The organism is Radicibacter daui (genome assembly GCA_030657355.1).
GTDB lineage: Bacteria > Pseudomonadota > Alphaproteobacteria > Radicibacterales > Radicibacteraceae > Radicibacter > Radicibacter daui.
On record CP131056.1, the window covers coordinates 3,418,610 to 3,444,081 of the forward strand.

21 protein-coding genes are annotated in these 25,472 nt (G+C 64.7%); 7 read left to right on the forward strand and 14 right to left on the reverse strand.

Annotated features, from left to right (window positions below; all coding sequences use genetic code 11):
* Positions 1 to 15 precede the first annotated feature (15 nt).
* The gene (locus tag QTL98_RS16015) at positions 16 to 1,197 is read left to right on the forward strand and encodes a hypothetical protein (RefSeq protein ID WP_445679468.1); all 1,182 of its coding nucleotides are present in this window, start codon (positions 16 to 18) and stop codon (positions 1,195 to 1,197) included.
* Between the two features lie 17 nt (positions 1,198 to 1,214).
* On the opposite strand, the gene QTL98_RS16020 is transcribed toward QTL98_RS16015, so the two are convergent.
* From QTL98_RS16020 to QTL98_RS16060, 9 genes are all read right to left on the reverse strand, one after another.
* A complete protein-coding gene (locus QTL98_RS16020; protein WP_445679469.1) occupies positions 1,215 to 1,970 on the reverse strand; it encodes a substrate-binding periplasmic protein in 756 nt (251 codons plus the stop codon).
* 305 nt (positions 1,971 to 2,275) lie between these two features.
* Complete coding sequence (locus QTL98_RS16025) at positions 2,276 to 2,620, reverse strand: 2Fe-2S iron-sulfur cluster-binding protein (RefSeq protein ID WP_445679470.1); 345 nt, start codon at positions 2,618 to 2,620, stop codon at positions 2,276 to 2,278.
* A 75-nt stretch (positions 2,621 to 2,695) separates the two neighbouring features.
* Complete coding sequence (locus QTL98_RS16030) at positions 2,696 to 3,724, reverse strand: NAD(P)/FAD-dependent oxidoreductase (RefSeq protein ID WP_445679471.1); 1,029 nt, start codon at positions 3,722 to 3,724, stop codon at positions 2,696 to 2,698.
* A 119-nt stretch (positions 3,725 to 3,843) separates the two neighbouring features.
* On the reverse strand, positions 3,844 to 5,814 hold the full coding sequence (locus QTL98_RS16035; RefSeq protein ID WP_445679472.1) for a S9 family peptidase: 1,971 nt from the start codon (positions 5,812 to 5,814) through the stop codon (positions 3,844 to 3,846).
* A gap of 155 nt (positions 5,815 to 5,969) precedes the next feature.
* Positions 5,970 to 6,809: an AraC family transcriptional regulator gene (locus QTL98_RS16040; protein WP_445679473.1), complete on the reverse strand. Its 840-nt coding sequence runs from the start codon at positions 6,807 to 6,809 to the stop codon at positions 5,970 to 5,972.
* A 162-nt stretch (positions 6,810 to 6,971) separates the two neighbouring features.
* Complete coding sequence (gene modC, locus QTL98_RS16045) at positions 6,972 to 8,099, reverse strand: molybdenum ABC transporter ATP-binding protein (RefSeq protein ID WP_445679474.1); 1,128 nt, start codon at positions 8,097 to 8,099, stop codon at positions 6,972 to 6,974.
* A complete protein-coding gene (gene modB / locus QTL98_RS16050; protein ID WP_445679475.1) occupies positions 8,096 to 8,779 on the reverse strand; it encodes a molybdate ABC transporter permease subunit in 684 nt (227 codons plus the stop codon). Before modB ends, modC begins: the two co-directional genes overlap by 4 nt.
* Before the next feature lie 37 nt (positions 8,780 to 8,816).
* On the reverse strand, positions 8,817 to 9,590 hold the full coding sequence (gene modA, locus QTL98_RS16055) for a molybdate ABC transporter substrate-binding protein (protein ID WP_445679476.1): 774 nt from the start codon (positions 9,588 to 9,590) through the stop codon (positions 8,817 to 8,819).
* 124 nt (positions 9,591 to 9,714) lie between these two features.
* Positions 9,715 to 10,092 carry a winged helix-turn-helix domain-containing protein gene (locus QTL98_RS16060; protein ID WP_445679477.1) on the reverse strand — a complete coding sequence of 126 codons (378 nt, stop codon included), beginning with the start codon at positions 10,090 to 10,092 and terminating at the stop codon, positions 9,715 to 9,717.
* A 183-nt stretch (positions 10,093 to 10,275) separates the two neighbouring features.
* Here QTL98_RS16060 and QTL98_RS16065 point away from each other — a divergent pair, with 183 nt between their 5' ends.
* The 5 genes from QTL98_RS16065 to aat all read left to right on the forward strand — a co-directional run bounded on the left by QTL98_RS16065 (position 10,276) and on the right by aat (position 14,747).
* Entirely contained in the window at positions 10,276 to 11,487 is a 1,212-nt protein-coding gene (locus tag QTL98_RS16065) for an Aq_097 family APC-type transporter (protein ID WP_445679478.1), read from the forward strand.
* A 113-nt stretch (positions 11,488 to 11,600) separates the two neighbouring features.
* Complete coding sequence (aroQ, locus tag QTL98_RS16070; RefSeq protein ID WP_445679479.1) at positions 11,601 to 12,050, forward strand: type II 3-dehydroquinate dehydratase; 450 nt, start codon at positions 11,601 to 11,603, stop codon at positions 12,048 to 12,050.
* A gap of 109 nt (positions 12,051 to 12,159) precedes the next feature.
* On the forward strand, positions 12,160 to 12,615 hold the full coding sequence (gene accB, locus QTL98_RS16075; protein WP_445679480.1) for an acetyl-CoA carboxylase biotin carboxyl carrier protein: 456 nt from the start codon (positions 12,160 to 12,162) through the stop codon (positions 12,613 to 12,615).
* Between the two features lie 4 nt (positions 12,616 to 12,619).
* Positions 12,620 to 13,966, forward strand: a complete 1,347-nt coding sequence (gene accC / locus QTL98_RS16080; protein WP_445679481.1) for an acetyl-CoA carboxylase biotin carboxylase subunit — start codon at positions 12,620 to 12,622, stop codon at positions 13,964 to 13,966.
* A gap of 124 nt (positions 13,967 to 14,090) precedes the next feature.
* Positions 14,091 to 14,747 (forward strand): leucyl/phenylalanyl-tRNA--protein transferase, encoded by a 657-nt coding sequence (gene aat / locus QTL98_RS16085; protein WP_445679482.1) that lies wholly within the window; start codon positions 14,091 to 14,093, stop codon positions 14,745 to 14,747.
* Here the strand turns inward: aat and QTL98_RS16090 are convergent.
* From QTL98_RS16090 to QTL98_RS16100, 3 genes are all read right to left on the reverse strand, one after another.
* Positions 14,681 to 15,283, reverse strand: a complete 603-nt coding sequence (locus tag QTL98_RS16090; RefSeq protein WP_445679483.1) for a DUF2155 domain-containing protein — start codon at positions 15,281 to 15,283, stop codon at positions 14,681 to 14,683. The genes aat and QTL98_RS16090 overlap by 67 nt on opposite strands.
* A 188-nt stretch (positions 15,284 to 15,471) precedes the next feature.
* The gene (gene mlaD, locus QTL98_RS16095; RefSeq protein ID WP_445679484.1) at positions 15,472 to 16,038 is read right to left on the reverse strand and encodes an outer membrane lipid asymmetry maintenance protein MlaD; all 567 of its coding nucleotides are present in this window, start codon (positions 16,036 to 16,038) and stop codon (positions 15,472 to 15,474) included.
* A gap of 147 nt (positions 16,039 to 16,185) precedes the next feature.
* Positions 16,186 to 16,596: an NADH:ubiquinone oxidoreductase subunit NDUFA12 gene (locus QTL98_RS16100; RefSeq protein ID WP_445679485.1), complete on the reverse strand. Its 411-nt coding sequence runs from the start codon at positions 16,594 to 16,596 to the stop codon at positions 16,186 to 16,188.
* Between the two features lie 546 nt (positions 16,597 to 17,142).
* Here QTL98_RS16100 and QTL98_RS16105 point away from each other — a divergent pair.
* Positions 17,143 to 20,505 carry a ribonucleotide reductase barrel domain-containing protein gene (locus QTL98_RS16105; protein WP_445679486.1) on the forward strand — a complete coding sequence of 1,121 codons (3,363 nt, stop codon included), beginning with the start codon at positions 17,143 to 17,145 and terminating at the stop codon, positions 20,503 to 20,505.
* A 96-nt stretch (positions 20,506 to 20,601) separates the two neighbouring features.
* On the opposite strand, the gene QTL98_RS16110 is transcribed toward QTL98_RS16105, so the two are convergent.
* Positions 20,602 to 23,304, reverse strand: a complete 2,703-nt coding sequence (locus QTL98_RS16110) for a DUF3857 domain-containing protein (RefSeq protein ID WP_445679487.1) — start codon at positions 23,302 to 23,304, stop codon at positions 20,602 to 20,604.
* Between the two features lie 147 nt (positions 23,305 to 23,451).
* Complete coding sequence (locus QTL98_RS16115) at positions 23,452 to 25,389, reverse strand: methyl-accepting chemotaxis protein (RefSeq protein WP_445679488.1); 1,938 nt, start codon at positions 25,387 to 25,389, stop codon at positions 23,452 to 23,454.
* Positions 25,390 to 25,472 lie beyond the last annotated feature (83 nt).

Genomic DNA, 25,472 nt, shown 5'->3' on the forward strand with positions numbered 1-25,472 from the left:
GTGGCTCATCCAGGCATGGCAATACGCCGCTCCCTGCAACTCGTCCTGTGTCTTGCGCTTGGCCTTGCCGTTACCGCCGGCTGTTGGGGCGCCATTGTCTTTGAAGAGCGCGCCCATGTGCTGGGCGCCGCCCAGGAAAGGGTCAATGGCCTTGCCAGACTGCTTGAACAGCAGCTGGCCCGGGCAGCGCTGCCGCTCTCGGCCCTGCGGGCCCTCATCGTCATGCGCAACGGCTGGGTCAGCGAAGAGATCTTCGTCAGCTACATCCGCGCTCTTGCCATCACCAACCCTGCCGTTGAAGGGCTGGAGCTGGCGCCGGACGCCTTCCTTGATTTTGCCACCGCCCGGGATGGTTCGCCGGCCGACGGCAGCGGAGACCTGCTGGCCCAGACACCCAATCGAGGCCTGCTGCTTGAGGCCATCCGCAACCGCCAGTTTCTGGTCAGCGACACCACGGAGCTGGATGGCACCCGACGGCTGACACTGCGTGAAGCGGTGTTCCTGCCGGGTCGCGCCTCCCGCCTCGACATTCCGGATTTTTACGGCCTCGTCGGCGTCAGGCTGTCTTTCCAGGGCCTGATGCAACACAGCGGCATCGACCCCGCGCGCCATCTGCTGGCGCAGCCCGGTGCGGGCGACACGCTCTATCGGCTTTATGGCGACAGCGGCATTCCGGCAGGAACGACCGTCCAGAGCGATCTGGTTTTCCACGGGCATGCATGGCGGCTTTATGAGCGGGTCGATCCCACCCTCTGGTGGTTTTCCGCCGAAGCCCTTCTGGCAACCGTTGCCGGCTTTGTCGGAACGGCGGCGCTGGCTGTCGGATTTTGGCTGACCCAGCGCAGCGGGCGCCGGGCGCAATACATGGCAAACGAGATGGAAACGGTGCTCGGCCTCACCGGAACCGGCTGGATGCTGCTGTTTCCCTCCGGCACGCTCAGCCTTTCCAGCGCGGCGGCGCAGTTTCTCTCCCTGCCCTCCCACAGCTCGGCACAAGGGCTGCTGGCCGCCGTGGACGGGACAGAGGTAATGATGCTGCAACGTTTCCTGCTGGAGACCGGCAGCGGCGGCACTTCGCAGCTCACTGTCTCCCTGCGCCCCGACAAACAGGGGGTTGTCCGCCGCTTCCGGCTTCTTGCCGGCCCGCAGGATGCCGACCGCCGCACCCTCATCGTCTTGCAGCGGATGGAAGACTAACCTCCCGCAAATCCCCGTCAGCGCGGAGAAAACTCCATTCTCAGCTGGCCATAGCTCATGCCAAGTTGCTGCTCATAGATGGCGTCGATGGTGCCGTCGCTCATCATGGCGGCCAGCTCGGTATCGAGCGCACGCTGGCGCTCGGCATCATGGATTTCGAAGGCGGGATAGCCGTTCCATACCTGCACTGCCGGGCGCAGCGCGCGTAGCGGCAGGTGATTGCCCCGCACGATATAGGTCATGGCCGCATAGTCGGTGATCGCCGCGTCCACCCGCCCCAGTTCCAGCATGCGGGCAAGACTGAAGTCGCTCGGCGCCTGTTCGAAATGCACCGCCGGATTATCGGCCACAAGACTGTCGGTGATATAGCCGGCAACGATGCCGACGCTGTGGCCAGCGAGCATGGCATATCCGGTAGACCTGCCCGGAAATCTCCCGTCATCCCTGCGCACGAAGATGGTGCCAAGCAGCAGGGTCGGACTTGTCGGCCCCATCAGGAAACCCGGACGCGGCGCGCTATCAATGGCGACATCCATGCCGCTTTCCTGCACCTGTTGCAGGCAGCGCGCCCAGGGCAGTTCAGCGAAACTGGCGGCAAAGCCGGCCCGGCGCGAGGCTTCGGCGAGAATGCTGATGGAGATGCCCTCGGCCTGCCCGTTTACCGTGTCGGTATAAGGCGGAAAAATCGAATAACAGAAGGCGAGAGGGCCGCGATAGGGCTTGGCCGGAGCCGGAATACCGGTCTGGGCCCGGCTTCCGGCCGGCAGCAGCACCGCCAGAAAGCCTGCGAGAAAAAATAGAAAAAAAGACTTAGCGGCGCGCATTCCGTCACTGTGACGGCAGCGCCGGTTCGGGTCAATAAGGCTCCATACAATATTATGAGCCGCTTTTCAGGTCTCCGCCCTGCCCGAAAGAAAGTCCGCTTCATCCGGGCCAGGCCCGGGTCGTCTTCAGCTCGGCAGCATCGGCCGTCACGCCCGCACTGCCAGTGCGGCAGGAGACAGACAAAACAAAAGCGGCGCTTCCCGGTCAAGGAAGCGCCGCTTTTTGTCAGCGATGCCGAAGCTCGTATGCCCGATCAGGGCTCCGTGCCCGGCGCCAGCGTCACACGCAGGCCATCGAGCCCGTCATTGAAGATGATCTGGCAGGAAAGACGCGAGTTTTCCTCGACGTCGAACGCATCGTCGAGACGCTCGATTTCCTCGTCCGTCGGGTCGGGGATCTTCGCCAGCCAGTCCTGATCGACATAGACATGGCAGGTCGCGCACGCGCAGGCACCGCCGCACTCCGCCTTGATGGGCAGGCCATAGTCACGGATGATTTCCATCACGCGCCAGCCTTCCAGCGCCATCAGCTCATGCTCGTTGCCCTGCTGATCCGTCACATGGATCTTCGGCGCATTCTCTTCGTCGATATCGCTCATCTTGTCCTGTCGTCGAGGTCCGGTGCCGGCTTGTCATGGGCCGCGAAAGGCGCGGCCCATGAAAGGGGCCGGTCTTCAGGCCACCGCCAGCTTCTTCTGCAGGTCGGAGGAAGAGGTGGTGTACTGGAAGCGCAGCTTGCGGTCAGGATAGACATACTTGAACGCCTGCTGCGACATCAGCGCCGCCTCGTGGAAGCCCGAGAGAATAAGCTTGAGCTTGCCCGGATACCAGTTGATATCGCCGATGGCGAAGATGCCCTGCTCGCTGGTCTCGAACTTCTCGGTGTCGACCGGGATCAGGTTCTCATGCAGGTTGAGGCCGAAATTGGCGACCGGGCCCAGCTTCATGGTCAGGCCATAGAAGGGCAGCAGCGTGTCGCACGGCAGCAGCTGCTCGCCGCTGTCGGTCTTGAGGTTGACGCCCGAGAGCTGGCCGTCCGCACCTTCCAGCGTGGTGATCTGGCCGATATGCAGCTCGCCTTTGCCGTGGGCCACCAGCTCGCGCATCTTGTTGACGCTGTCCGGCGCGGCGCGGAAATCGTCGCGGCGATGCACGAGGCGGATGGAAGCGGCCAGCGGCTGCAGGTTGAGGAACCAGTCGAGCGCGCTGTCGCCGCCGCCGGCAATCACGATGTGACGGCCGCGGAACTGCTCCATCTTGCGCACGGCATAGAAGACGGACTTGTCTTCATAATCCTCGATGCCCTTGATCGGCGGCTTCTTGGGCATGAAGCTGCCACCGCCGGCGGCGATCACGACAACCGGCGCTTCCAGCACCTGGCCGCCATCGGTCGTCAGGCGCCAGCGGCCGCCCTCGATTTTCTCCAGCTTCTCGGCCATCTGGTTGAAGTGGAAGGTCGGGCCGAACGGCTCGATCTGCTGCATCAGATTGTCGGTGAGCTGCTGGCCGGTGACGATCGGCAGGGCCGGAATGTCATAGATCGGCTTTTCCGGATAAAGCTCCGCGCACTGCCCGCCGGGCTTGCCCAGGATGTCCACCAGATGCGCCTTCATGTCGAGCAGACCCAGCTCGAACACGGCAAAAAGCCCGACCGGGCCGGCGCCGACGATGATGACATCCGTGGAAATGGGCGTATCGCTCATGTGAAATCTCCAACCCGACTGGGTAATTTACCGCGCAAAGCTGCGGTGATTTAACGTGATTATGGTGAGCATTCAAGCCTGAAACAGGGGCGGACGGGAGATTCCGGCCGCCTTTTGCCTCAGGCCAGATTCTCCACCGCTACCGGTTCGAAGTCCCCTGCCGGGGTAAAGCCGAAGATTTGACCGAAGAAGCTGAGCTCAGCCTCGAAGGCCCGTTTTATCGCCTCGGCGCCGCGGAAACCATGGCCTTCGCCCGCGAAGGTGACATGCGCCACAGGCAACCCTTTGGCCCTCAGCGCCGCCACCATGGCCTCGGCCTGGTTGGGCGGCACTACCTTGTCATCGAGCCCCTGCAGGAAGATGGCCGGGCAGGCCAGCTTCTCGACATGATGAATTGGCGAACGCGCCTTGTAGATTGCCTCACCCGCCGGCCAGGGGGCGACGAGGCTGTCGAGATAGCGCCCCTCGAACTTGTGGGTATCGCGTGCCAGCGCCTCAAGGTCACCGATACCGTAGCGGCTGGAGCCGGCACGGAAGGTGCGGGTGAAGGTGAGTGCGCACAGCGTTGTGTACCCTCCGGCACTGCCGCCGGTGATGATGAGGCGTCTGGGATCGGCAAGGCCCTTGGCGGCCATCGCCTCCGCCCCGGCCACACAATCCTGCACGTCCACAAGGCCCCACTCGCCCTTCAGCGCATCGCGATAGGCGCGGCCATAACCGGTGCTGCCACCGTAATTCACATCCAGCACGGCAAAACCGCGGCTGGTCCAGAACTGCACCTTGAGCGATAGCGCCCCCGATGTCGCGCTGGTCGGCCCGCCATGGGACATGACGATGAGCGGCGGTTTTTCGTCCGCCGGGCCCACGAAGCGCGCACTGGTAGGCGCGTAATAATAGGCATGAGCCACCCGCCCCTCCGCGGACGCGAAGGAGACCGGTTCGGCCCGGGCGATATCCTCCACGGCCAACTGGCTTTGCGAGGCACGGCGCACCACCTCGCTCTTGCCGCTCACCGGATCGAGCAGCAGCAGCGCCCCGGCAGCATCGGCAAAGCCGGCCAGCAGGGCAAGGCGGTTGCCGATGGCCTCGATACGGCTTGCCTGCGCCACCTCGAAGGCGAGGGGAGACAGGCTGCCCTTCGCAATGTCGATCAGGCCGAGCCTGCGCTCGCCCGCCTCGCCCCAGCTCACCGCCACCTGCCCGCCGGGAAGCGGGGCCAGCGTACGCACGCCGAACTGCCACAGCGGCAGGCCGAACTCGCCGCCGACCGGCAGCGCTTCGTCCTTCAGCAGCGGGCGGGAGATGCCGCCGCGCCACAGGCAAGGCTGCCACCAGAGCCCGCCATCGCGGCCCGGCAGCTCGTCGATATAAAGCAGGGAGCCATCGGGCAGCCATACCGGCTGCTGGGCGCTGCGCCCGTCGCCGCCGGCCACCCGCTTTGCCGGGCCAAGGCGGCCGCCGGGCAGCACCTCGGCCACCTGGAGCGCGCTGGCATCCCACGGCATGTCCGGATGGCTCCAGCTGCAGAAGGCAAGCAGGCGCCCGTCGGGGCTAAGGCGCGGCTCGGCATAGAAATCCGCCCCTTCGGCCAGCACCGTTACGCTGCCATCGGCAAGCGAGATGGCGGCGAGAGCGTTTTTGGGCTCATGCCGGTCCGGCCCGGTGACGGAATGATCTTCCAGCACGGCATAAAGGCGGGATCCGTCCGGCGCCACCGCCAGATCGCCAAAGCGCCAGCCCTGCCCGTCCGCCGTCAGCGGGCGAATGCCGCCGGGGCCGATCTCGTAAATGCGCTGGTCCTTGAAGTTGACGAACCATATGCGTCCGCCGCGCGCCGCCAGCTCACCGCCGCCATATTCATGCACGCGCGAGGTCGCGCTGTAGGGCGCCGGCAGCAGCTCTTCCACCTCGCCATCCGCGCGCCGGCGCAGGATGACGGAGCGGCCGGCCTCGCTCGGCCGGCCTTCGGTCCAGATCAGGTCACCGCCATCCACCACGAAGGTGGAGAGCGACACCGCCTTGCCCGTCATCATCTCGGTGGTAACGGGGCTTTCCCAGGTGCCATACGGCCAGCTCAGGCGGGCGGACATGCAGCGCGACTTCCTTGCGAGATATTCTCAAATCAGGTCGCGGATCATAGAGGGCAAGTGCGCCCGGCGCAAAGCTTGAGGGTGATCAGCACGCTTCAAAACTCCGTGCCCGGCGCGTGAAGCCGGGCACGGGCCGCCCTGACCGGCTTGCCGCTTCAACCTTTCGCCTTCACCGGAAACCAGATTTCAAAGCCGCCAAGCCCGGTGCGGCCGTCAAATTCCGGCCCGTAGCGCTCGAACAGCGGCGCGTCGTCCACCTCGTAGCCCGATTGCGGCAGCCAGCTGTTCCAGATGGAGTGGAAGGTTTGCGGCGTTCCCGACACATGCCCTGAGTGGCGGAAGACGGCATAGCGGTTGGCCGGCACGCGCAGGCGCGCGAATTCGGCCGGCAGATCGTCGAAACTGCTGACCTCGACCCCGGCCATGTAGTCGAACGAGCCCGTATCATCGCCATTATAACAAGTGCCGTAGGCAACCGGCCCCATCGCACCGGTAATGCTGCCCTCCCAGGCATTGAAGCGTTGCCACAGCAGCGGAATGCCCGGGATGGTCGCCTCCTCAAACCGGCTGGCAAGGCCTGCCAGCAGCATCGGCCGGCCATCCTCGAAACGCGGCGGCTCCAGCACCGCCATGGGGTTCATGCTCACCTTGAAGGGCTCCATCAGGCTGAGGGGCGCAGTCGCACCGGCGGCACGTGCCTCTTCCGGCGTCAGGCCGAACTGGTCGCGAAAGGCCCGGGTAAACGCCTCGTGGGAGCCATAACCTGCCTCCAGCGCCACGCTCAGGATATCGGGCGCCCCGCCCATGAGCTGAAGCGCCGCCTCGGTAAGGCGCCGTCCGCGCAGGTAACGCATCACCGACAGGCCGGTAACGAGGTTGAAGGCCCGGGCAAGATGAAACCGGCTGACCCCGCTGTGGCGGGCAATCTCTTCCAGCGAAAGCTCGCGGGCGAGATGGCTTTCAATATACCAGATCGATCGGGCGACCGGGGTCATGGTGTTTCCCCTGAAGGCTTGCGGGCGAGGCTTGCCGGCGACAGCCGGCATCATGGCTCCCGCGGGGTCACTGGCAAGGGGCGGCGTATCCCCTTCCCTCCCGCTGGAGAGCTTCATGCCTGCTTTTGCGCAGGGCCATTTGATCGCGCTTGCTGGTCGCCCCTAACGGTCGAAAGAAACGCTCTTGATAAGGGCAAAGACCGGTTTGCCGACGGCAAGGCCAAGCTCGCCCAGCGCCTCACGGGTAATGCGGGCGCGCAAATGGGCGGCCGGCTCGCCCTCCCCCGGCGCAAGAGCCAGCAGCAGCTCGGCATAGGGGCCCGGCTCCTCCGCCACTTCCAGCACCGTTGCCGGCAGGATGTTGCGGATGGAAATCCCCTCGGGCGCGGCAAGCGCGAGAGAGACATCGCGCGCCAGTACGCGCAGGCGCACCTCTTCCCCCGGCCTCGGGCCGGTACCGGCAAAGCCGGCTGCCGGCAGGCGCAGCCGGTGGCCGCCGGCAAGGCGCAGCGTCAGCATGGCAAGCGCCCTGTCCTCGGCCTCCACCACCCCTTCCAGCAGGCTGCCCGCCTCGAAACGGCCGGTCAGCGGCTGCAAATCCAGCCGCTCCAGCATGCCGGCGGTCGGGCCGACAGCGGCAATGCGCCCCTCCCCCATCACCACCATCTGCCGGGCAAGGTGCGCCACCTCATCCAGCGCATGCGTCACATACAGCACCGGTACGCCGAAGCGGCGCGGCAGGGCGGCGATATAGGGCAGGATGGCGGACTTGCGGGCGAGGTCGAGCGCGGAGACCGGCTCGTCCATCAGCAGCAGCGACGGCCGTGCCAGCAGGGCACGGGCAATCGCCACCCGCTGGCGCTCGCCGCCGGAAAGTGTCACGACCCGGCGCGGCAGCAGCGGCGCAAGATCAAAGGCGGCGATGACATCGTCCCAGCGGATTTCCGGCGCCTCGCCGCCAGCCGGTGCGCGCCTTGCCGCATAACGCAGATTGCCCTCCACCCCGAGATGGTCGAAGAGCCGCGCTTCCTGAAACACAAGGCCGACGCCGCGCCGGTGCGGCGCGATGAAGGTGCCGGCGGCACTCTCCTGCCAGACGGCCCCGTTGAAGGCGATGCGCCCGGCCCCGCCAGCTTCCAGCCCGGCAACGAGGCGCAGCAGGCTGGTCTTGCCGCTGCCGCTGGGGCCGAACAGGGCGGTGATACCATCAAGCGCCAGGCTGGTCCGGACACACAGATCGAGCGCGCCACGCTTCAGCGTAAGGTCAAGATCAAGCCGCGCGGCGCTCATCTTTTTGCTCCCGGAAAACGCCGGTTGAGCAGGAAGACGGCGGCCAGCACGGCAAAACTCAGCACCAGCAGCAAGGCGGAGAGCAGATGCGCCCCGGCATAATCCAGCGTCTCCACATGCTCATAGATAGCGATGGAGACGAGGCGCGTGGCGCCGGGAATATTGCCGCCCACCATCAGCACCACGCCGAACTCGCCCATGGTGTGGGCAAAGGCGAGCACGATGCCGGTTACGTAACCGCGCAGGGCCAGCGGCAGGGCAACGGTAAAGAAACGGTCGAGCGGGCCAGCGCGCAGCATGGCCGCCGCCTCAAGGCTCGCCTTGCCCAGTGTCTCGAACGCGCCCTGCAGCGGCTGCACCATGAAGGGCAGCGAATAGAGCGCGGAGGAAACCAGCAGGCCGGTGAAGGAGAAGGTCAGCGTCGAGCCGGTAATATCGACCCAGAGCCCTCCGAGCCAGCCCTTCGGGCTCATGAGCAGCAGCAGATAAAAGCCGAGCACGGTGGGCGGCAGCACCAGCGGCAGCGCCACCACAGCCTCCACCAGCGCGCGGGCCCGCAGCCTTGTATGCGCCAGCCACCAGGCAAAAGGCGTGGCGATCACCACCAGCACGAGGGTGGTGAGCGCCGCCAGCTTCAATGTCAGCCAGAACGGGGCAAGCAGGCCCGGAAGGTCGCTCATGCCGCCCCGCGCCGGGTCATGTCAGCAACGCCAGGGATCAATCCCCGTCCCCATAACCGTAGGAGCGGATGACCTTGCGGGCCTCATCCCCCTTGAGCCAGGTGAGGAAGGCCCTGGCACCGGCATTATCTTTTGCACGGGTCAGCAGGATAGCATCCTGCTTGATCGGATCATAAAGATCGGCCGGCGGATCCCAGCGGCTGCCTTTGGAAGCCGCCCCCGGGCTCATCACCGAGGAGAGCGCCACGAAGCCCAGCTCGGCATTGCCGGTGGAAACCGTGGTGAAGGTCTGGCCGATATTCTCGGTCGTCACGATCTTGTCCTTGAGCGCCTCGGCCACGCCGAGCTTGGCCATCACCTGGCTTGCCGCCAGACCATAAGGGGCGAGTTTGGGGTTGGCGATGGCGATATGAAGGAATTTTCCGTCTTTCAGCGTCGCCGCACCATCGCTGCCTATCAGACCGGCATCGGCGCTCCACAGCGTCAGCGTGCCCAGCGCATAGGTAAAGCGTGTTCCTTTAACCCCGCCATCGGTCTCTTCCAGCTTCTGCGGACGTTCCTGGTCAGCGGAAAGGAAAACATCGAACGGCGCCCCCTGGCCGATCTGCGTCACCAGCTGGCCGGAGGAACCGGAAACGATGGTGATGTGATGGCCCTCGGCCTTCTCGAACAGCGGCGCCAGCGCCTTCAACGGCTCATTGAAATTGGCGGCAACGGCCACGGTAATGTCGTCGGCCTGCGCCGGATTGGATCCGGCGGAAAAAGCGAGCGTAGCGGCCGCGATCAGCAGCAGGCGCCTGGGTGTGAACATGGGCTTTGCCTCTGTCGGAAAGGAAGCAGGGCGCCGGCACCGGCCGGCACATCGAAATGCACCATGGTATATTTCGATGTGGTGAAGCAAGGGGCAAAGGCCCGGTTCTCATCAGCCCACTGTCTCAGCCGTCCGTGGGAGTATGCGCCTGCATCCAGGCCAGATCGGCAGCCACTGCCGCCTCGGCGGCCTGCTGCATGCGCCGGTACCGCTCCAGCACCTCGCGCCCCAGCGGCGTCAGTTCTGCGCTGCCGCCGCCGCCCTGCCCGCCCTTGCGGGTTTCCACCAGCGGGCCGTCGAAAAGGGTGTTGAGGTCATTGAGCAATGCCCAGCCGCGCCGATAGCTGAGCCCCATGGCTTTTGCCGCCGCCGTCAGCGAACGCTCGGTCGCGATATGCTCCAGAAGGTTCGCCTTGCCGGGGCCGAGAAAGCGCTCCGGCCCGAACACCACCCGAAGGCGCAGGCCCGGCCCGCTATGGCCGGGTTTGGGGGCGCTTGCCATCAAACTCTCCCTGTTTTCCCGAGGATTGGCCGCCGCCCCTGCCACTGCCCGGCGGCGGTTGACGTTATGTTTCAGAGTTGGTCCAAGCATAACAACAGCGTGGCCGGGCAGGCGAGCCTTCGCGAGAGGCGCAGGGCAGCGCGCCGGCAACCGTGCCGCAAGAACTGGGGAAGACGGGAAACCATGGCCGCAACCAATCTGGTGCTCATTCTCGGCACCGTGCTGCTGGCAGGCCTGTTCTTCCGGCCCCGGTTTCTCGCGAGCCGGCTGTGGCGGGCGACGGTCACGCCGCTCGCCTCCATCATCGGGTCCGGCTTTCTGGTGGCGGCCCCCATTCTGGCGCACAGCGCCGGCACTCTTGCCTGGGCCGCCATGGCCGGGCTCTGCGCCGTCGCCTGGCTGTTCGGCGCCGCCATTCGCTTCAATATAAGACAGGTGGAACCCCGGCTCACCAGCAGCCCGCCGCGCAGCATGCTGGTGCTGGAACGGCTGAGCGACGTCACCCTTTCCCTCGCCTACTTCGTCTCCGTTTCCTACTACCTCAACCTCTTTGCCGCCTTTGGCCTGCGCCTCGGTGCACTGACCGATCCGTTCTGGATCCGCATTGCCGCCACGAGCATCATTGCCGCCGTCGGCATCGTCGGCGGCATGGGCGGGCTCAAGGGACTGGAGCGGCTGGAGGTGGTGGCCGTGGGGCTGAAGCTCAGCCTCATCGGTGCGCTTTTTGCCGCACTTGCCCTTGCCCTGCTCTTCTCGCTCAAGGCGGGCAGCTTCACCTGGCAGGCACCTGTGCATGTGCGCGGCTGGCATGAGGCAAGCGTGCTGCTCGGCCTTGTCATTCTCGTGCAGGGCTTCGAGACCTCGCGATACCTCGGCGCCGAATACAGCGCCGAGGAGCGCGTGCGCACCATGCGCTGGGCCCAGCTGGGGGCAAGCGCCATCTATCTTGTCTTCATCCTGCTGGTGACGCCGTATTTCCTGGGGGCCGGCGCCCCGGGCGGGGAAGAGACAGCCATTCTCGACATGCTGGCACCGCTCGGCGCCGCCACCGGGCCGCTCATCATCATGGCGGCCCTTGCCTCCCAGCTTTCCGCCGCCGTTGCCGATATGAACGGCTCAGGCGGCCTTATCAGCGAAAGCACCCGCCGCAAGCTGCCGGTCAGGGCCGGCAACGTGGTCACCGCCCTTGCCGCCATCGCCATCACCTGGTCCGCCAATATCTACGAGATCATCACCTGGGCCTCGAAGATGTTCGTGGCCTATTACGCACTGCAATCGGCGCAGGCCACGCTGGCGGCCTGGCGCGGCGGGCAACGCGCCCTTGCCGTGCTTTTTGCCGCCGCCGTCCTGCTGGGGGTGATCATCGTGCTGTTTGCGGTGCCGGCCGGTGCCTGAGACGGGCGGGCCTTTCACCGGGCGGGGCTTGCCTGCCCGGCGAGAATGGGCAAGGGTGGCACCGGGCCTTAAGCCAAGAAACTGCAAAACATAAGGGAGGCAACCGGGGCCAGATGCAGGACGACACCACTGTACTCATCCTCAACGGACCAAACCTCAACATGCTGGGCGTGCGCGAACCCGCCATCTATGGCAGCGACACACTGGCCGATATCGAGGCGGCCTGCGCCGACCGCGCCGCCGATCACGGCCTTTCGGTCGATTTTCGCCAGTCCAACATCGAGGGCGAGCTCGTTACCTGGATTCAGCAGGCCCGCGCCCAGCATGATGGCATCATCATCAATCCCGGCGCCTACTCGCATACTTCCGTGGCCATCCTCGATGCGCTGCAGATCGCAGAACTGCCTGTAATCGAAGTACATTTAACGAATATCCACAAGCGCGAAGCCTTCCGTCACCACTCCTATGTCTCGAAGGTGGCAACCGGCGTGATCGCGGGTCTGGGCGCTCACGGATATCTTCTGGCGCTAGATGCTATGGCAAGACTGATCGATAAGGATTAAAAAGGCCCCGGAACGGCCCGGCGCCGGCAGTCAGAACCGGCTGCCCGGCAAAGGGTCCCTTTTAGTTTCACCCGTCCTTTTGACGAACAACGAAAGAACGCGGAACCCCATGTCCGACTTCGACATCAACGGCGAAATCATTCGCAAGCTTGCCGACCTGCTCTCCGAAAAGGATTTGACGGAGATCGAGTTCCAGTCCGGTGAGAAGCGCCTGCGCATCGCCCGTCAGGTGACGGTTGCAGCCCCCGCCTACGCCGCAGCCCCGGTTGCCGCCGTAGCGGCTGCTCCTGTTGCCGCTGCCGCCCCGGCCGTGGAAGATCTGAGCAAGCACCCCGGCGCCATCACCTCCCCGATGGTCGGTACCGCCTACCTGTCGCCGGAACCCGGTGCGGCTTCGTTCGCGCCCGTCGGTTCCGCGGTCAAGGCCGGCGATACCGTCTGCATCATCGAGGCCATGAAGGTCTTCAACCCGATCAAGGCGACCAAGGGCGGCACGGTTACCCGTGTGCTCGTCGAACCGGGCCAGCCGGTCGAATTCGGCCAGCCGCTGCTCATCATTGAGTGACCGGATGTTTGAAAAGATCCTGATCGCCAATCGCGGCGAAATCGCGCTGCGCATCCATCGCGCCTGCCGCGAGATGGGCATCAAGACTGTCGCCGTGCACTCCACGATCGACGCCGATGCCATGCATGTGCGCCTGGCTGACGAAAGCGTCTGCATCGGCCCCGCGCCGGCGCGCGACAGCTATCTCAACATCCATGCGCTGCTCTCCGCCGCGACGATCACCGGCGCGGATGCCATCCATCCCGGCATCGGCTTTCTCTCCGAGAACGCCAATTTCGCCGAGATGGTGGAAGAGCATGGCTTCGCCTTCATCGGCCCGACCGCGGATCATATCCGCGTCATGGGCGACAAGGTGGCTGCCAAGCGTGCGGTGACCGGCGCGGGCCTGCCCGTGGTGCCCGGCTCCGACGGCGCGGTGGCGACGGTCGAGGAAGCCCGGGCGCTTGTGCAGCGCATCGGCTGCCCGGTGCTGATCAAGGCCACCGCCGGCGGCGGCGGCAAGGGTATGAAGGTCGTCAACCATATCGACGAGGTTGACGAGCAGTACCGTCTTGCCCGCTCCGAGGCCAAGGCCGCCTTCGGCAATGACGAAGTCTATATGGAGAAGTACCTCGCCCGTCCGCGGCATATCGAGGTGCAGCTCCTGGCCGATACCCACGGCAATGTGGTGCATTTCGGCGAGCGTGACTGCTCGATCCAGCGCCGCCACCAGAAGGTGGTGGAAGAGGCCCCCTCCCCCGCGCTCAACAAGCAGGAGCGCGAGAAGGTGGGCATGCTGGCCTCGCGCACTGCCAAGCTGCTGGGCTATCGCGGCGTCGGCACCATGGAGTTCCTCTATGAAGACGGGAACTTCTACTTCATCGAGATGAACACCCGCCTGCAGGTGGAGCATCCGATCACCGAAGCCATCACCGGCATCGACCTCGTGCGTGAGCAGATCCGCGTCGCCACCGGCGCCCCGCTCGGCTACACGCAGGAAGACATCACCTTCGAAGGCCATGCCATCGAATGCCGCGTGAATGCCGAGGACCCGGATACCTTCGCCCCGTCGCCGGGCAAGGTCGTGGCCTACCATCCGGCCGGCGGTCTGGGTGTGCGTGTCGATACCGCGCTTTATGCCGGTTATTCGGTGCCGCCGACCTATGACAGCCTCGTGGCCAAGCTCATCGTCTACGGGGCAACCCGTAACGAGTGCCTGATGCGTCTGCGCCGCTCGATCGAAGAGTTCGTCATCGACGGCATCAAGACGACGCTGCCGCTGCATCAGCGCATCATCTCGCAGAACGAGTTCATCGACGGCCAGTACGATATCCGCTGGCTGGAGAACAAGCTGAAGGATGGTTCCCTCTAGGAGCTGCCGCTTCAGCGCTGCGTTTCAGGCCCCCGCCTGCCTTCCGGCCGGCGGGGGTTTGTTTTTGCCTGACGCCTCTGCGCCGCCCCTACCCGGCGTCCCTGCCATGGGATAGCTTCTTCCCATGAGCCTCGAAATCACCCCGGAACTGCTGATCAAGGCCTATGCCATCGGCGTCTTTCCGATGGCCGAAGATGCCACCGCGACCGAGCTTTTATGGTTCGATCCGCTGATGCGCGGCGTGCTGCCGCTGGATGGCCTGCATATTCCCCGCTCGCTCAGAAAGACGGTGCGCCAGCAGGTTTTCGATGTCTCGGTCGACCGGGATTTCGACGGGCTCATCCGCCTGTGCGCCGAAAGTGCGCCCGACCGGCCGCGCACCTGGATCAACGCCCAGATTCTCGATCTCTTCGGCACGCTGCACCGGCAGGGTTATGCCCATTCGGTGGAAGTGCGGCTGGAAGGCCAGCTGGTGGGCGGGCTTTATGGCGTCGCGCTTGGCGGGGCCTTCTATGGCGAGAGCATGGTGAGCCGGGTGGCGGACGCCAGCAAGGTGGCGCTGGTGCATCTGGTGGCACGCCTTCGTGCCGGCGGCTTCACCCTGCTCGACACCCAGTTCGTGACCGATCACCTGAGCCGCCTCGGCGCCATCGAGATCCCGCGCGAGGAATACAAGGCCCGGCTTGCCGAGGCCCTGCGCCACCGGGCCGATTTTTACTGTGCCGGGGTCGAGGAGGAGCTGGCGTCCTTGCTCACGCAGTCGAGCACCCACACGTCATAGGTCGGCAGCTCCATCGCCGCCAGCGCGGGGGAGGAGGCGAACATCCAGCCGCCATAGACCTGCGTCACCGGCCCGTCCGGCCGCTGGTCGCTGATCTCCAGGAAAGCCGCTGCCTCCGGCGTATCTTCCGGGGCGGACTTGCGGCAGGCGCGCACGGTAATGGTGAGCGTGCCGAACACGGTCGGCGTATCCACCGGCACCACGAGGCGCGAGACACGCGCGGTAATCTTGTCGAGCCCCTGCAGGATGGCGACGGGCATATCCGTCATCACCCGCGGCGGGGCCGCTTCCACCGGCGGCGGGGCTGGCTTGTAGGGGGCGGGGGCGCTGCCATCGGGCGCGATAGCCGCAGGGTTCTGCAGTTCCACGTCACCGCCGGTGCCATCAGGCGAGAGCGGAGCAACGGTGGGCGGGGCATCATCCTCGGGCGCATCGGTCTGTGCCAATGCGGGGGCCGCAGCCATCAGCGCCGCGCCGAGGGCCAGCACCGCTGTGCCGCTTGCTGCCTTGCCCTGCATCAGCCTCAGGATGCTCATGCCCGTCTCGCCCATCTTTATGTCGCAGAAAATTGCCGGAAAACCAGATGCCCCGGCCGCCGGTGGGGGCCGGAACAGAAAAGGAAGGGCCGCACTCTGCTGACAAACCATGGCGCTTTACGGGCGGCCCTTCTCCTCAATAAGCCATAACGGGGCGTGCGGGTTCCCGCAGCTTGTGCCCCATCCGGTCAGTTGGCCGGTGGCGTCGGCTCGTCCAGCAGGCCGCCCTTGACCGGGCCGGCCTTGCCGCCAAGGTCATCGGCGTCATTGTCCTCGCCCGCCGCGCCATCCTTGCCTTCTTCGCTATCCTTCTTGCCGGACTGCGAGAAGATGAACTGGCCGATCAGCTGCTCAAGGCCCGGGGTTGACTGGGTATATTCAAGCGTACCGCCGGAGGGGATCATCTCGCTGTCCGCACCCGGCTGCAGCGCCATGTAGCGCCCGCCGAGCAGGCTTTCGCTGGAGACGACGGCAACGGTATCGACCGGCAGCTGGATTGACGGGTCGATCGACATATGCACCACGGCCAGATAGCTCTTGGGGTCCAGTTCCTGGCTCGTCACGCTGCCGACCTTGACGCCGGAGATGCGCACGTCGGAACCGTTATTGAGCCCGTCCACACGGTCGAACTTGCCGCTGATCTCGTACCCCGTGCTGGTGCTGAAATGGGTCGAGGAATAGGCAAAGCCCAGAAACAGCGCCGCGATCAGCAGCACCACCGCCCCGATCACCGTCTCGAACACACTGCGGCTCATTGGCATCAACTCCAGAGAAAGCCCGGATCAGGCAACATCACATCAAGGCAAAACCCCGAACGACAGGGAAGCAGGCATCAGCCGCAGGCTGTCTTTCGGGGTTTTTGAAAACGTCCGGTCACGGGGCAACCAGGCAAAGGCCGGAGCTTATTCCGGAACCCAGGCTTCATAATCACCGGTCGCGGCATCACGATGGCCGCCGCGATAAGCGTGGCCCGGCGGCAGATAGGCGCCTTCGGTGCCGGTCAGGTTCTGCTGCGGAGCAATCTGCCAGCTGCGGCGCAGCGGGTTGTCGGCGGCGGGAACCGTATTGGTCTGGTGATGCAGCCAGGCATGCCACTCGGGCGGCACCTTGCTGGCTTCCGGCTCGCCGGCATAGATCACCCAGCGGCCTTCCTTGTACATGCGCGCATCGAAAGCGCGCGGGGAATTGCCGCGCTTGTCGCGGAAATAGCGGTTGCCGAGGCTGTCGGTGCCCACCAGAACGCCGTAGCGGCGCGTGAAGATGTTGGTGGCGACCTGCGCAAGGCGCGAGAAGAGACTGGCTTTGTCAGACATCGGTCCGGTTTTCACGACCTGTGGCTTGAAGTTGCGGGCAATATGGCACCCGCATTGCCCAACGTCCAGCATCAAGCCCGCCGCAGCCCCGGGGGACTGTGAAGGGCGCCAAAGCGCCGCGGTGCGGGCGGCCAGGAGGCGGCGATCTTCGGCCCGGCCATCGGCCAAGCCCATCAAAAACAAGAGCAAGTGCGCTGCACCATCCCGATTCTGCCCTGAATCGGCGCTTCCCTCGCCGCCACTTCCCGGAATCCGGCTTCCCGGCCGCCGAGGTTAAAAATTCCTTATCGCAGGCGACTCGTTGCACTCGCAGGGAGTCGCAGGATCAGGCCCTGTTTGGGCCCGCGCGTTCGCATTGCAGCCACTGCATCTTGTGTCAGATTGACCTGTCATCACTATAACTATTGGCTCCTACCAGCCATAGGTTATGGCAAGCGACCAGCCCCAAGGGGCTGCCAGGGGACTGACAGAACAGTCGAGTATCGAACCGGCAGGAACCGCAGCGGGGAGCTGATTCCGGACCGGGCATTCGGGGGGCATTTGAAGATGCGGATCAACCGGCATTTTACCGCCAGCAAGGGCAGCGCCTATGCGGGGATGGAATTTGTCTGCCGTATCGACACCGGCGACGATGACGGCCCGCTGAGCTTCGAGCTGCCTGCCGGCTGGAGTGGTTTTGGTGCCGAGCTGCTGGCTGGCCGCCTTGCCCTTTCCGGCGGGGTGCCCGCGCGCCGGGTGCGCCGCGACGAGGAAGGCGTGCCGGAATGGCTGCTGCCGTGGCAAGCCGATGCCGGCGCGCTGGAGAGCATGCCGGAAGAGCTGCGTTACGGCCCGGAGCTGAGCGCGGCTGCGGTTTTTGACCGTATTGCCGGCGCCTGGACCTACTGGGGCTGGATCAGCGGCGCCTTTGCCGATGAAGAAGACGCCCTCGCTTTTCATGACGAAATCCGCTTCATGCTGGCGACCCGCCGCGTGGCGCCGGCCGCCCCGCTCTGGGTCGAGACCGGGCGCTGGTGGGCCTATGGCCTCGAGCCGGGCCATGAGGGCGTTGCCGTCTCCCCCAGTCTGCGCGGCCATAACGATCCGCGCCTGACCCGCACCGTCAGCGAGATAGTGCGCCGCTCGGGCGCACTGCCGCAGGCGCTGCTGGCCTCCCAGCTGGAAGCAACGCGCCTTGGCCTTGCCAGCGCCAGCGACCTGTCCGGCCTGCCGCTGGATGGCCCCGGCCAGCCCGGCCTCATGCACTGGCTTGCCGCTGCCGACAGCAGCGCTGCGGCCACGCAGCCGGTCTCCGGCCTTGCTTCCGGCCCGGTGGCCGCCGGCCAGCCGCGCCACCGCGTAACCATCGCCGCCGACCATCCGTCTATCGAAAGCGTGCTCGCCTGGCAGGAGCGCGAGGAGCGCAAGGCCGCCGCGCTTGCCTGCGGCTCGCAGGTCTGCGCCCGCCATCTCAAGGCCGTCATGGCCGCGACCACCGACTATTCGCTCGGCGATCGCCGCTGCGACCCGCAGCATAATGACGATCTGGGCCGCGCCGTGCGCGCCGCGCGTGAAGCGCTGGTGCCGGATGCCTATATCGCCAAGGTGCTGGATTTCACCCGCCAGGGCTTCACCGATATCGAGTTCCCCGAATTCGATACCGAGTGGGACAGCGAGATTTACGCGACCGTCTCCGGCCGCGGCATGACGCTGACCCTGCGCCTCGATGGCCGCCTGCTCGATGCCGCCGATGCCGATGCCGAGTGGGATCTGCTGCCGCGCGGGGAAGAAGACGTCACCCCGCGCCCGGTTTCCGCCCGCGACCTGTTTGACCGGCTGGTGCTGGCGCAGTGGAGCCAGGGCGAACCGCAGCTGATGTTCGCCGATACGGTAGAAGGCTGGAACACTACTCCTGCCAGCGGTGCCATCACCACCCCGTCTGCCGATGGCGGCTCGCTGCTGCCGGGTGGCGGCGCGGCCCCTGCGGCCACACTGAACCTGACGGCCTTCCTCGACAGCGAAGGCCGCGTCGATATTACCGACCTAGTCCATGCCGTGCGCCTGTGGGTGCTGGCGCTGGATATCGCGCTCTCCCAGTCCGCCGCGCCGGATGTGGAGACCGCCGATGCCATCGCCCAGCATCGCGCCATCCGCATCGGCTTTACCGGCCTTGCCGATGTGCTGATGGCCTATGGCGTTGCCTATGACAGCGCCGAGGGCCGGGCCCTTGCCGCCGCCATCTCCGCGATCATCACCGGCCATGCCTATGGCGCTTCGGCCGAACTGGCCGGCCGCCTTGGCGCCTTCCCGGCCTGGCGCGGCAACCGCGACGCCATGATGCGCGTCATCCGCAACCATCGCCGCGCCGCTCATGGCCACCGCGACGGTTATGAGGATCTGACGGTTGCCCCGCAGCCTTTCGAGGTCAATCGCTGCCCGGATACGGCGCTCGCCGAAGCCGCCCGCGCTATCTGGGATGCGCTGCCGGGCCTTGCCCAGCAGTCGGGCTTCCGCAATGCCCAGGTGACCGGCATCGGCCAGGGCAGCGCCTCGCATCTGCTGCTCGGCGCCCCTTCCAGCGGCATTGACCCCGCCACCGTCCAGGTTCTGCTGGAAGCGGGCGAAGATGGCCTCACCCGTCGCCTGCACCCGGGCATCCTGCACGGCCTTGCCCATCTCGGGCATGATGAAGGCGCGCGCGAGCGTATCGCCGGCCACGCGGCTGGCCACGGCACCCTCGCCGCCAGCCCGGCGATCGACCACGAAGCCCTGCTCTCCATCGGCATCCTCAAGGAAGATATCGAGGCGGTGGAGGAGCGGCTTGCCGAAGTGGGCGATGTGCGCCACGCCTTCGATTGCTGGACCATCAGCGAAGACAGCCTGATGCGCTGCCTCGGCTCCACCGACGATCTGATCGACGAGGAGGATGGCTCGGCCGACCTGCTGCCGATGTTCGGTTTTTCGGAAGAAGAGATCGACGCCGCCAACCTCCATGTCTACGGCACCGGGACGCTGGAAGGTGCCGAGGATCTGGTGGGGGAAGAAACGTCCATCTTCGCCACCGCCCGCCTTGGCGGCCTGATGGAAACCACCACCAGCCATGGCCATGTCGGCGCGGCAGCGATGCTGCGTATGGCGGCGGCGGTGCAGCCCTTCCTCAGTGGTGGCATCGGCGCCGTTGTCCCGCTTGCGACCCAGACGCGTTTTGCCGAGATCGAGGGGCTGACCCTGCTCGGGCACCGGCTCGGCCTCAAGTCGCTGGCGCTTTATCGCCAGGGCTGCCGCCTCAGCGAAACCCGCCTGCTGCCGCTCATCGCCCCGCAGGAGGCGGAAGAGCTGCGCGTGCAGCCGGTGCCGCAGCAGGCCGAAGCGATTGCCACCCGCATCGTGGAGAAGGTCGTCGAGCGTATCGTGCGCAAGAACGAGCGCGAGCAGCTGCCGCCACGCCGCAAGGGCTATACCCAGAAGGCCTCTGTCGGCGGCCACAAGGTCTACCTGCGCACCGGCGAATATGAAGATGGGCGCCTCGGTGAGATCTTCATCGACATGCACAAGGAAGGCGCCTCGTTCCGCAGCCTCATCAACAACTTCGCCGTCGCCGTCTCGCTCGGCCTGCAATATGGCGTGCCGCTTGAGGAATATGTGGAGGCCTTCTGCTTTACCCGCTTCGAGCCGGCTGGCGCGGTGCAGGGCAACGAGGCCATCAAGATGGCAACCTCGGTGCTGGACTATGTCTTCCGCGAAGTGGCGATCAGCTATCTCGGCCGCGCCGACCTCGCCCACGCCACCCCGGCCGACCTGCTGCCCGATGCCCTTGGCACCGGCGAGGCCCAGAGCGAGCTGGACGGCATGACGCCAACGGCCGTCCCCGCCGCCGCCTCCACCGGCTATGTGCGCGGCGGCCTCAGGGTGGTGGGCGCCGAGGACTGATGCCCCTGCCGTTTTGACAAGGAAAAGCCCCGGAGAGTTTGACCTCTCCGGGGCTTTTTTATGCCATGGCAGTACGCGTGCATCCGCATGCTTTGCTCAGCCGTGGAACGTCCGGAAAGCCATCAGGACCAGGACCGCGTAGGTCAGCAACCCGGGAATCATGACTAGGGCGGAAGATTTGGATATTCGCGAATTGCGCTGCTCAACCTCGCTGAGTGCCGGGTTGGCCCGATGGACCGCCAGAACGATTGGCAGGGCACCCAGCGTACTCACCACGACAAGCCCCACCGAAATGAGTCCCGCGACAATTCCCGCCTCCGTCGGCTCAGCCGTCGGCCACGAGCTCAAAAGACCCGCCAGCAACTGGGCGACCACGCTTACGCCGCAGCCGGCCAATCCCATTCCCCACCATATCTGCCGGCCCTCAATGCGGCGGTTCGCGTCCCTGAACAGCGAATAAAGCCACAGGGGATAGAACAACATCCTCGGACTGACCCAGATCTTTCGCCCATTCAGGTCACGCATCCACAAGAAGCACTTCCACACCCAGAAGAACTGGAACCATCCAAGGGTAGCGATGTTCATGATCACGAATTTCTTGATAGAAACCGGATAATAAAAGCCGGCCCGACAATATTCCCGATCAGAGCCAAGGGCCCTTACCAGCCAGCGGCATAGCAGGATACCGCTGCACGCCAGCGCGACAACAAGCCAGAACGTATTGCTGTTCAACTGCGAAACCTGGGTTACGGGCGGTTTGTCATCGATTTTTGCAGCCTTTTCAGGGGCCGTCTCCACCGGCTTCACCACCTGAGGCAGCATCGGGTAAAGAGCCTCGAGGCCATATGACCACCACAGCGCATCCTTGAGACTTCGCACGTCGCGCAGATAGCTGCGCATGTCATCGACCCTCGCCGTGGGCTGGAGAATCTTCAGTTCCCAATCCACGTCGAACGATCCGTCCTCAGCCCTGGAATCAAGCTTGAAGGTGAAATAGGCATTCTCGAGCGTCTGGCTTTCCAGCGCATCCATCCTGACGTGCGGACCGCGGATCATTGTGGTCTGGCGCCGATACATCGGTGCATCCAACGCCACCGGAAAGCGTCGCCCATGAAGCGCCGGAACCGGCAGAAAGCCGTCGAGAAAATCCCCATCGATATGGAAGCGACCGCCGGGAGAGACAAATTTCAGATCGTCGCGATCCAGGAAGAACTTGTTGGTAATGACAATTCGATTGGCATCGCGATCATCCGCCACTGTCATCTCTTCCTGGCGGTAAGCACCCGGATAACTGCGCCCATAGCGATCGTCGTAGCCGCGCTGAATGGAAGCGGTAGAACTGGCGGAAAGCCGGTAGCGCATCCGCTCCGCCTCCCAGGCACCATAAGTGGCCGTCACCGTCAGGGCGATAGGAGCATCAGGTTTCTCTGGGACTTCAAACAGTTCGACAAGGGCTGCATCCGGCTCCTTGGGATCGTAGGCCGGCATATGTAGTAAGTTCTCGGTGCCTGCGGCAATCGGCAGTGCGTAACCATAACTGGCTTGAATGACATCGCTGCCGGCTCCGCCTTGCTGTGACAGGGTCGCGTCGAGCCAGTAGGTTTTCCCGTCGACGACGGCCTCCACGATGGCATGATCGAAGCGATAGGGAGACGGCAGATCGCCGGCAAGTGCCTCCCCCCGGTTGGAATTCACCAACGCAACATGCGCTTCAATACCAAGGCGCCTGAGGGCCGTTGCCAGCAATAGCGCCTTGTCCTTGCAGTCCCCGTAACCGGTGGAAACAACCTCTTCCGGACGGCGAGGCAGAAAGGAGCCCGTTCCGATCTCGATGCCGACATAGCGGATCGTATCCTGGACCAATCGCAGCGCTGCACCCATACGCGCCGTCGGCTCGGCATATCGTTGGCCAATCTCGTCAACCTGACGCAGGAAATCTGCGGGGAGATCGGAAGGGGCCGCCTCATACGCGGGGAGCAGCTCCTTCACCAGGGCAGACCAGCTGGGCATTGAAGAAAGTTGGACATAGGGCCACTGATCTATCCAGCCGGGAACCGCCTCTTCGGCAAGCTGCGGCTCGGGATTGACCACCAGCCGTTCATAGACAACCGATTTCCCGAGCTGCCCCGTCCGGTTCAGCGTGATGCCATCATCGGCCTTTTGATAAAGCGAGGTTCCCATCGGGACCAGCAGGCGAAAGCGCAGGAGACCGACAGGCTCGGATGAGGCCGCCTTGAATGTCCCCGAATAATAATCGTGCGCGACCAGCGCCCTGCTATTGATTGTATAGGCATAGTCGACGATGTCGCCGACACGGATGTCATCCAGCTCGGCGTGAAGCGTCAATTCACCGGTCAGCAGACCGCTTTGAAGGTCCCGCTCCTGCCGGATCGTCGTAAAGGACGTGGTCCCTGAGATATCTTTCGCAACACCGTCCCGGATGACCTTCAGGTGATGGAAAAGGATGGTTTCATGGCTGGGGTCATAGGTCTCTGCGACCGAGGCCGCCCACTCAAGTCCCTCCCGCCCCTGCACCTGATAAGCAATCCGGTAATAGGTGTCCTTTTCTCCGGGGTGCCAGTTTTCCTGCCGGTCCGCCAACAGCATATAAACGCCGCCGACCGTCTGGTTCGCGCGGGATGGATCGATGCCCGGAAGCCAGCTCGGACTGACCCAGTCCGGCCGGGGGCCAAAGGTTTCCGGTGCAGCTCTCGCCGGCGCTTGCGGCACAAAAGACAACGCCAGCACCAAACCGAAGAAGAATAAATATGCCGCAAGCGATGGGATACGACGAACCAAACGGAGCCTCATATTGCTGGGCAAAACTCTCTTTGAGGGAATAGCCCAGCAATATGAGGCTCCGAAATAGAAAACTTCTCAACCCCGCAACCATTCAAGTAGTTGCAGTCAGGCAAGAATATCCAAAGCGCCGCCAGAAGTCCGGTCTCAGGCTTCCCGCACCGACCTAGCGAACCGGTGCACCTGCTCGTCGAGAGCCCTTACCTTTTCCGCCAGTTCGCCTGCCGCAGAGTGCACCTGGGTGCTCTGGTCGGCGGAGAGGGTAATGACATTGCCAACCGCGTGAATGTTGGTGCTGACGACGCGCGTGCCGTCAGCGGCCCGGTTGACGTTGGCGGAAATCTCCCGGGTTGCCGCGCCCTGCTGCTCCACAGCGGAGGCGATGCTGGCGGCCAGCTCGCGCGCCTGCAGCGCCACCTTGGTGATGGCCTGGATTTCTTCGACAGCCAGCGCGGTTGCCTTTTGCGTCGCCTCGATCTTTTCGTTGATCTCGCTGGTGGCCTTGGCCGTCTGCGTAGCGAGGGACTTCACCTCATTGGCGACCACGGCAAAGCCCTTGCCCGCCTCGCCTGCCCGCGCCGCCTCGATAGTGGCGTTGAGCGCCAGCAGGTTGGTCTGGCTGGCGATATCGTTGATGAGGCTGACGATGGTGCCGACGCTCTCGGCCTGAACCGCCAGTTCAGCGATGGTTTTCGACACCGCCGTCGCACCATCCGCCGTCCGGGTCGCGATCTGGGCACTCTCGGTTACCCGGGTTGAGATCTCGTCAATGGAGGCCGAAAGCTCCTCCGTTGCCGCCGCCACCGTCTGCACGCTGGCGCTGGTGCTGTCGGTTGCCTCGATCACCGTGTCGCTGCTGCGTTGCACCTCGCCGATGCCGGCACGCAGTTGCTCGGCCATGGTGCCCATCTGCTGTGTGGAGGTGGAAACCTGCCCCAGCACGCTGCTGACATCGCGTTCGAAATTGGCGGCAAGGCGCTCCAGCAACTGGTGACGGCTGAGTTCGGACGCCTTGCGCATTTCCTCCTGCTCGCGGCCAAGGCGCTGCACCTCCTCGGCATGGCCGCGAAATACCTCAAGCGCCGCCGCCATCGCGCCCAGTTCGTCGCGACGCTCCAGCCCCGGCACCGTGATATCTAGCGCGCCGGCACTCAGCTTCGTCATCGCTCCGGTCATGCGCATGATCGGCGTTGCCACCTGCCGCATGATGAGCAGGCCCAGCAGCGGCAGCACGACCGCGACGGCCACGACGATCGAGATAATGATGACCGTTGCCAGCGTGCGCAGCGGCGCAAACATCTTTGCCCGGTCCAGCGAAACACCAACATACCAGTGCACCGAGGGCAAGCCCGTGATCGGATAGAAGCGCACCAGCGCCTCGTCGCTATCCGCCACCACCCCGTCACCGGGCGTCGTGCCATAGGGCTTCATCACCTTGTCGGCCTCCGGGTGCACCAGCGTGGTGCCATCGGCATCGACAAGGAAGACAAAGCCCTTTCCACCAAGAGTGAAGCTGGACAGGAAGCTCTTGACCGCCTCGAGGTCGAGATCGGCGCCGGCAACGCCAGCAAGCTTGCCGCTCTTCGTCACCGGACTCGCAATGGTCAGTACCAGACCGCCAGTAGAGGCGCTGACATAGGGCTTGGTGATGATGGTCTGCTGCTCGCCCTTGGCCTGACCGTACCAGGGCCGTTTGCGCGGGTCGTAATCTGCCGCCATTTCCTTGGCCGGCTCCCGCACAAAAACGCCGGCTTCATCGCCGTAATAAACCGGGGAGAAGGTCTTGCCGAGGGTCGCGGTACTGATGAGATTGCGCACATCCGCATCGTCGTGGCGGGCGATCTCCTCACCGAGGGTACCCACCAGCAGCACACGGCCATCCAGCCATTTCTGCACGCCGCTGGCCGCCGAACTGCCAGCCTCCCGCGTCTCCCCCTCGATCTGGGTCGCGAGCGTATCGCCCGACACCTTGTAGATCCAGAAGCCCAGGGCGCTGAACGCAATGGCGATGAGCGCGCCGGCGGCTATCAGGATCTGGACGATAAAACGGCGGTCATACTTGTTCCGGTCGGTAGCAACGGTCATCGAAGCACCTGTTGGGCAAGGGAGAGGGAAAATATGCGTTGGCGCAATCCTGCCGCCCCGCAGGGAACGAGACTGCTGAATGC

Excerpts from the sequence above, each read along its gene's own strand:
- QTL98_RS16090 (WP_445679483.1), bottom strand. The coding sequence starts at position 15,283 with ATGAGCATCCTGAGGCTGATGCAGGGCAAGGCAGCAAGCGGCACAGCG.
- accC (WP_445679481.1), top strand. The coding sequence starts at position 12,620 with ATGTTTGAAAAGATCCTGATCGCCAATCGCGGCGAAATCGCGCTGCGC.
- modB (WP_445679475.1), bottom strand. The coding sequence starts at position 8,779 with ATGAGCGACCTTCCGGGCCTGCTTGCCCCGTTCTGGCTGACATTGAAG.
- modC (WP_445679474.1), bottom strand. The coding sequence starts at position 8,099 with ATGAGCGCCGCGCGGCTTGATCTTGACCTTACGCTGAAGCGTGGCGCG.
- QTL98_RS16065 (WP_445679478.1), top strand. The coding sequence starts at position 10,276 with ATGGCCGCAACCAATCTGGTGCTCATTCTCGGCACCGTGCTGCTGGCA.
- QTL98_RS16100 (WP_445679485.1), bottom strand. The coding sequence starts at position 16,596 with ATGTCTGACAAAGCCAGTCTCTTCTCGCGCCTTGCGCAGGTCGCCACC.
- QTL98_RS16025 (WP_445679470.1), bottom strand. The coding sequence starts at position 2,620 with ATGAGCGATATCGACGAAGAGAATGCGCCGAAGATCCATGTGACGGAT.
- aroQ (WP_445679479.1), top strand. The coding sequence starts at position 11,601 with ATGCAGGACGACACCACTGTACTCATCCTCAACGGACCAAACCTCAAC.
- accB (WP_445679480.1), top strand. The coding sequence starts at position 12,160 with ATGTCCGACTTCGACATCAACGGCGAAATCATTCGCAAGCTTGCCGAC.
- QTL98_RS16040 (WP_445679473.1), bottom strand. The coding sequence starts at position 6,809 with ATGACCCCGGTCGCCCGATCGATCTGGTATATTGAAAGCCATCTCGCC.
- mlaD (WP_445679484.1), bottom strand. The coding sequence starts at position 16,038 with ATGAGCCGCAGTGTGTTCGAGACGGTGATCGGGGCGGTGGTGCTGCTG.
- QTL98_RS16035 (WP_445679472.1), bottom strand. The coding sequence starts at position 5,814 with ATGTCCGCCCGCCTGAGCTGGCCGTATGGCACCTGGGAAAGCCCCGTT.
- aat (WP_445679482.1), top strand. The coding sequence starts at position 14,091 with ATGAGCCTCGAAATCACCCCGGAACTGCTGATCAAGGCCTATGCCATC.
- QTL98_RS16030 (WP_445679471.1), bottom strand. The coding sequence starts at position 3,724 with ATGAGCGATACGCCCATTTCCACGGATGTCATCATCGTCGGCGCCGGC.
- QTL98_RS16115 (WP_445679488.1), bottom strand. The coding sequence starts at position 25,389 with ATGACCGTTGCTACCGACCGGAACAAGTATGACCGCCGTTTTATCGTC.
- QTL98_RS16105 (WP_445679486.1), top strand. The coding sequence starts at position 17,143 with ATGCGGATCAACCGGCATTTTACCGCCAGCAAGGGCAGCGCCTATGCG.
- QTL98_RS16060 (WP_445679477.1), bottom strand. The coding sequence starts at position 10,092 with ATGGCAAGCGCCCCCAAACCCGGCCATAGCGGGCCGGGCCTGCGCCTT.
- QTL98_RS16015 (WP_445679468.1), top strand. The coding sequence starts at position 16 with ATGGCAATACGCCGCTCCCTGCAACTCGTCCTGTGTCTTGCGCTTGGC.
- modA (WP_445679476.1), bottom strand. The coding sequence starts at position 9,590 with ATGTTCACACCCAGGCGCCTGCTGCTGATCGCGGCCGCTACGCTCGCT.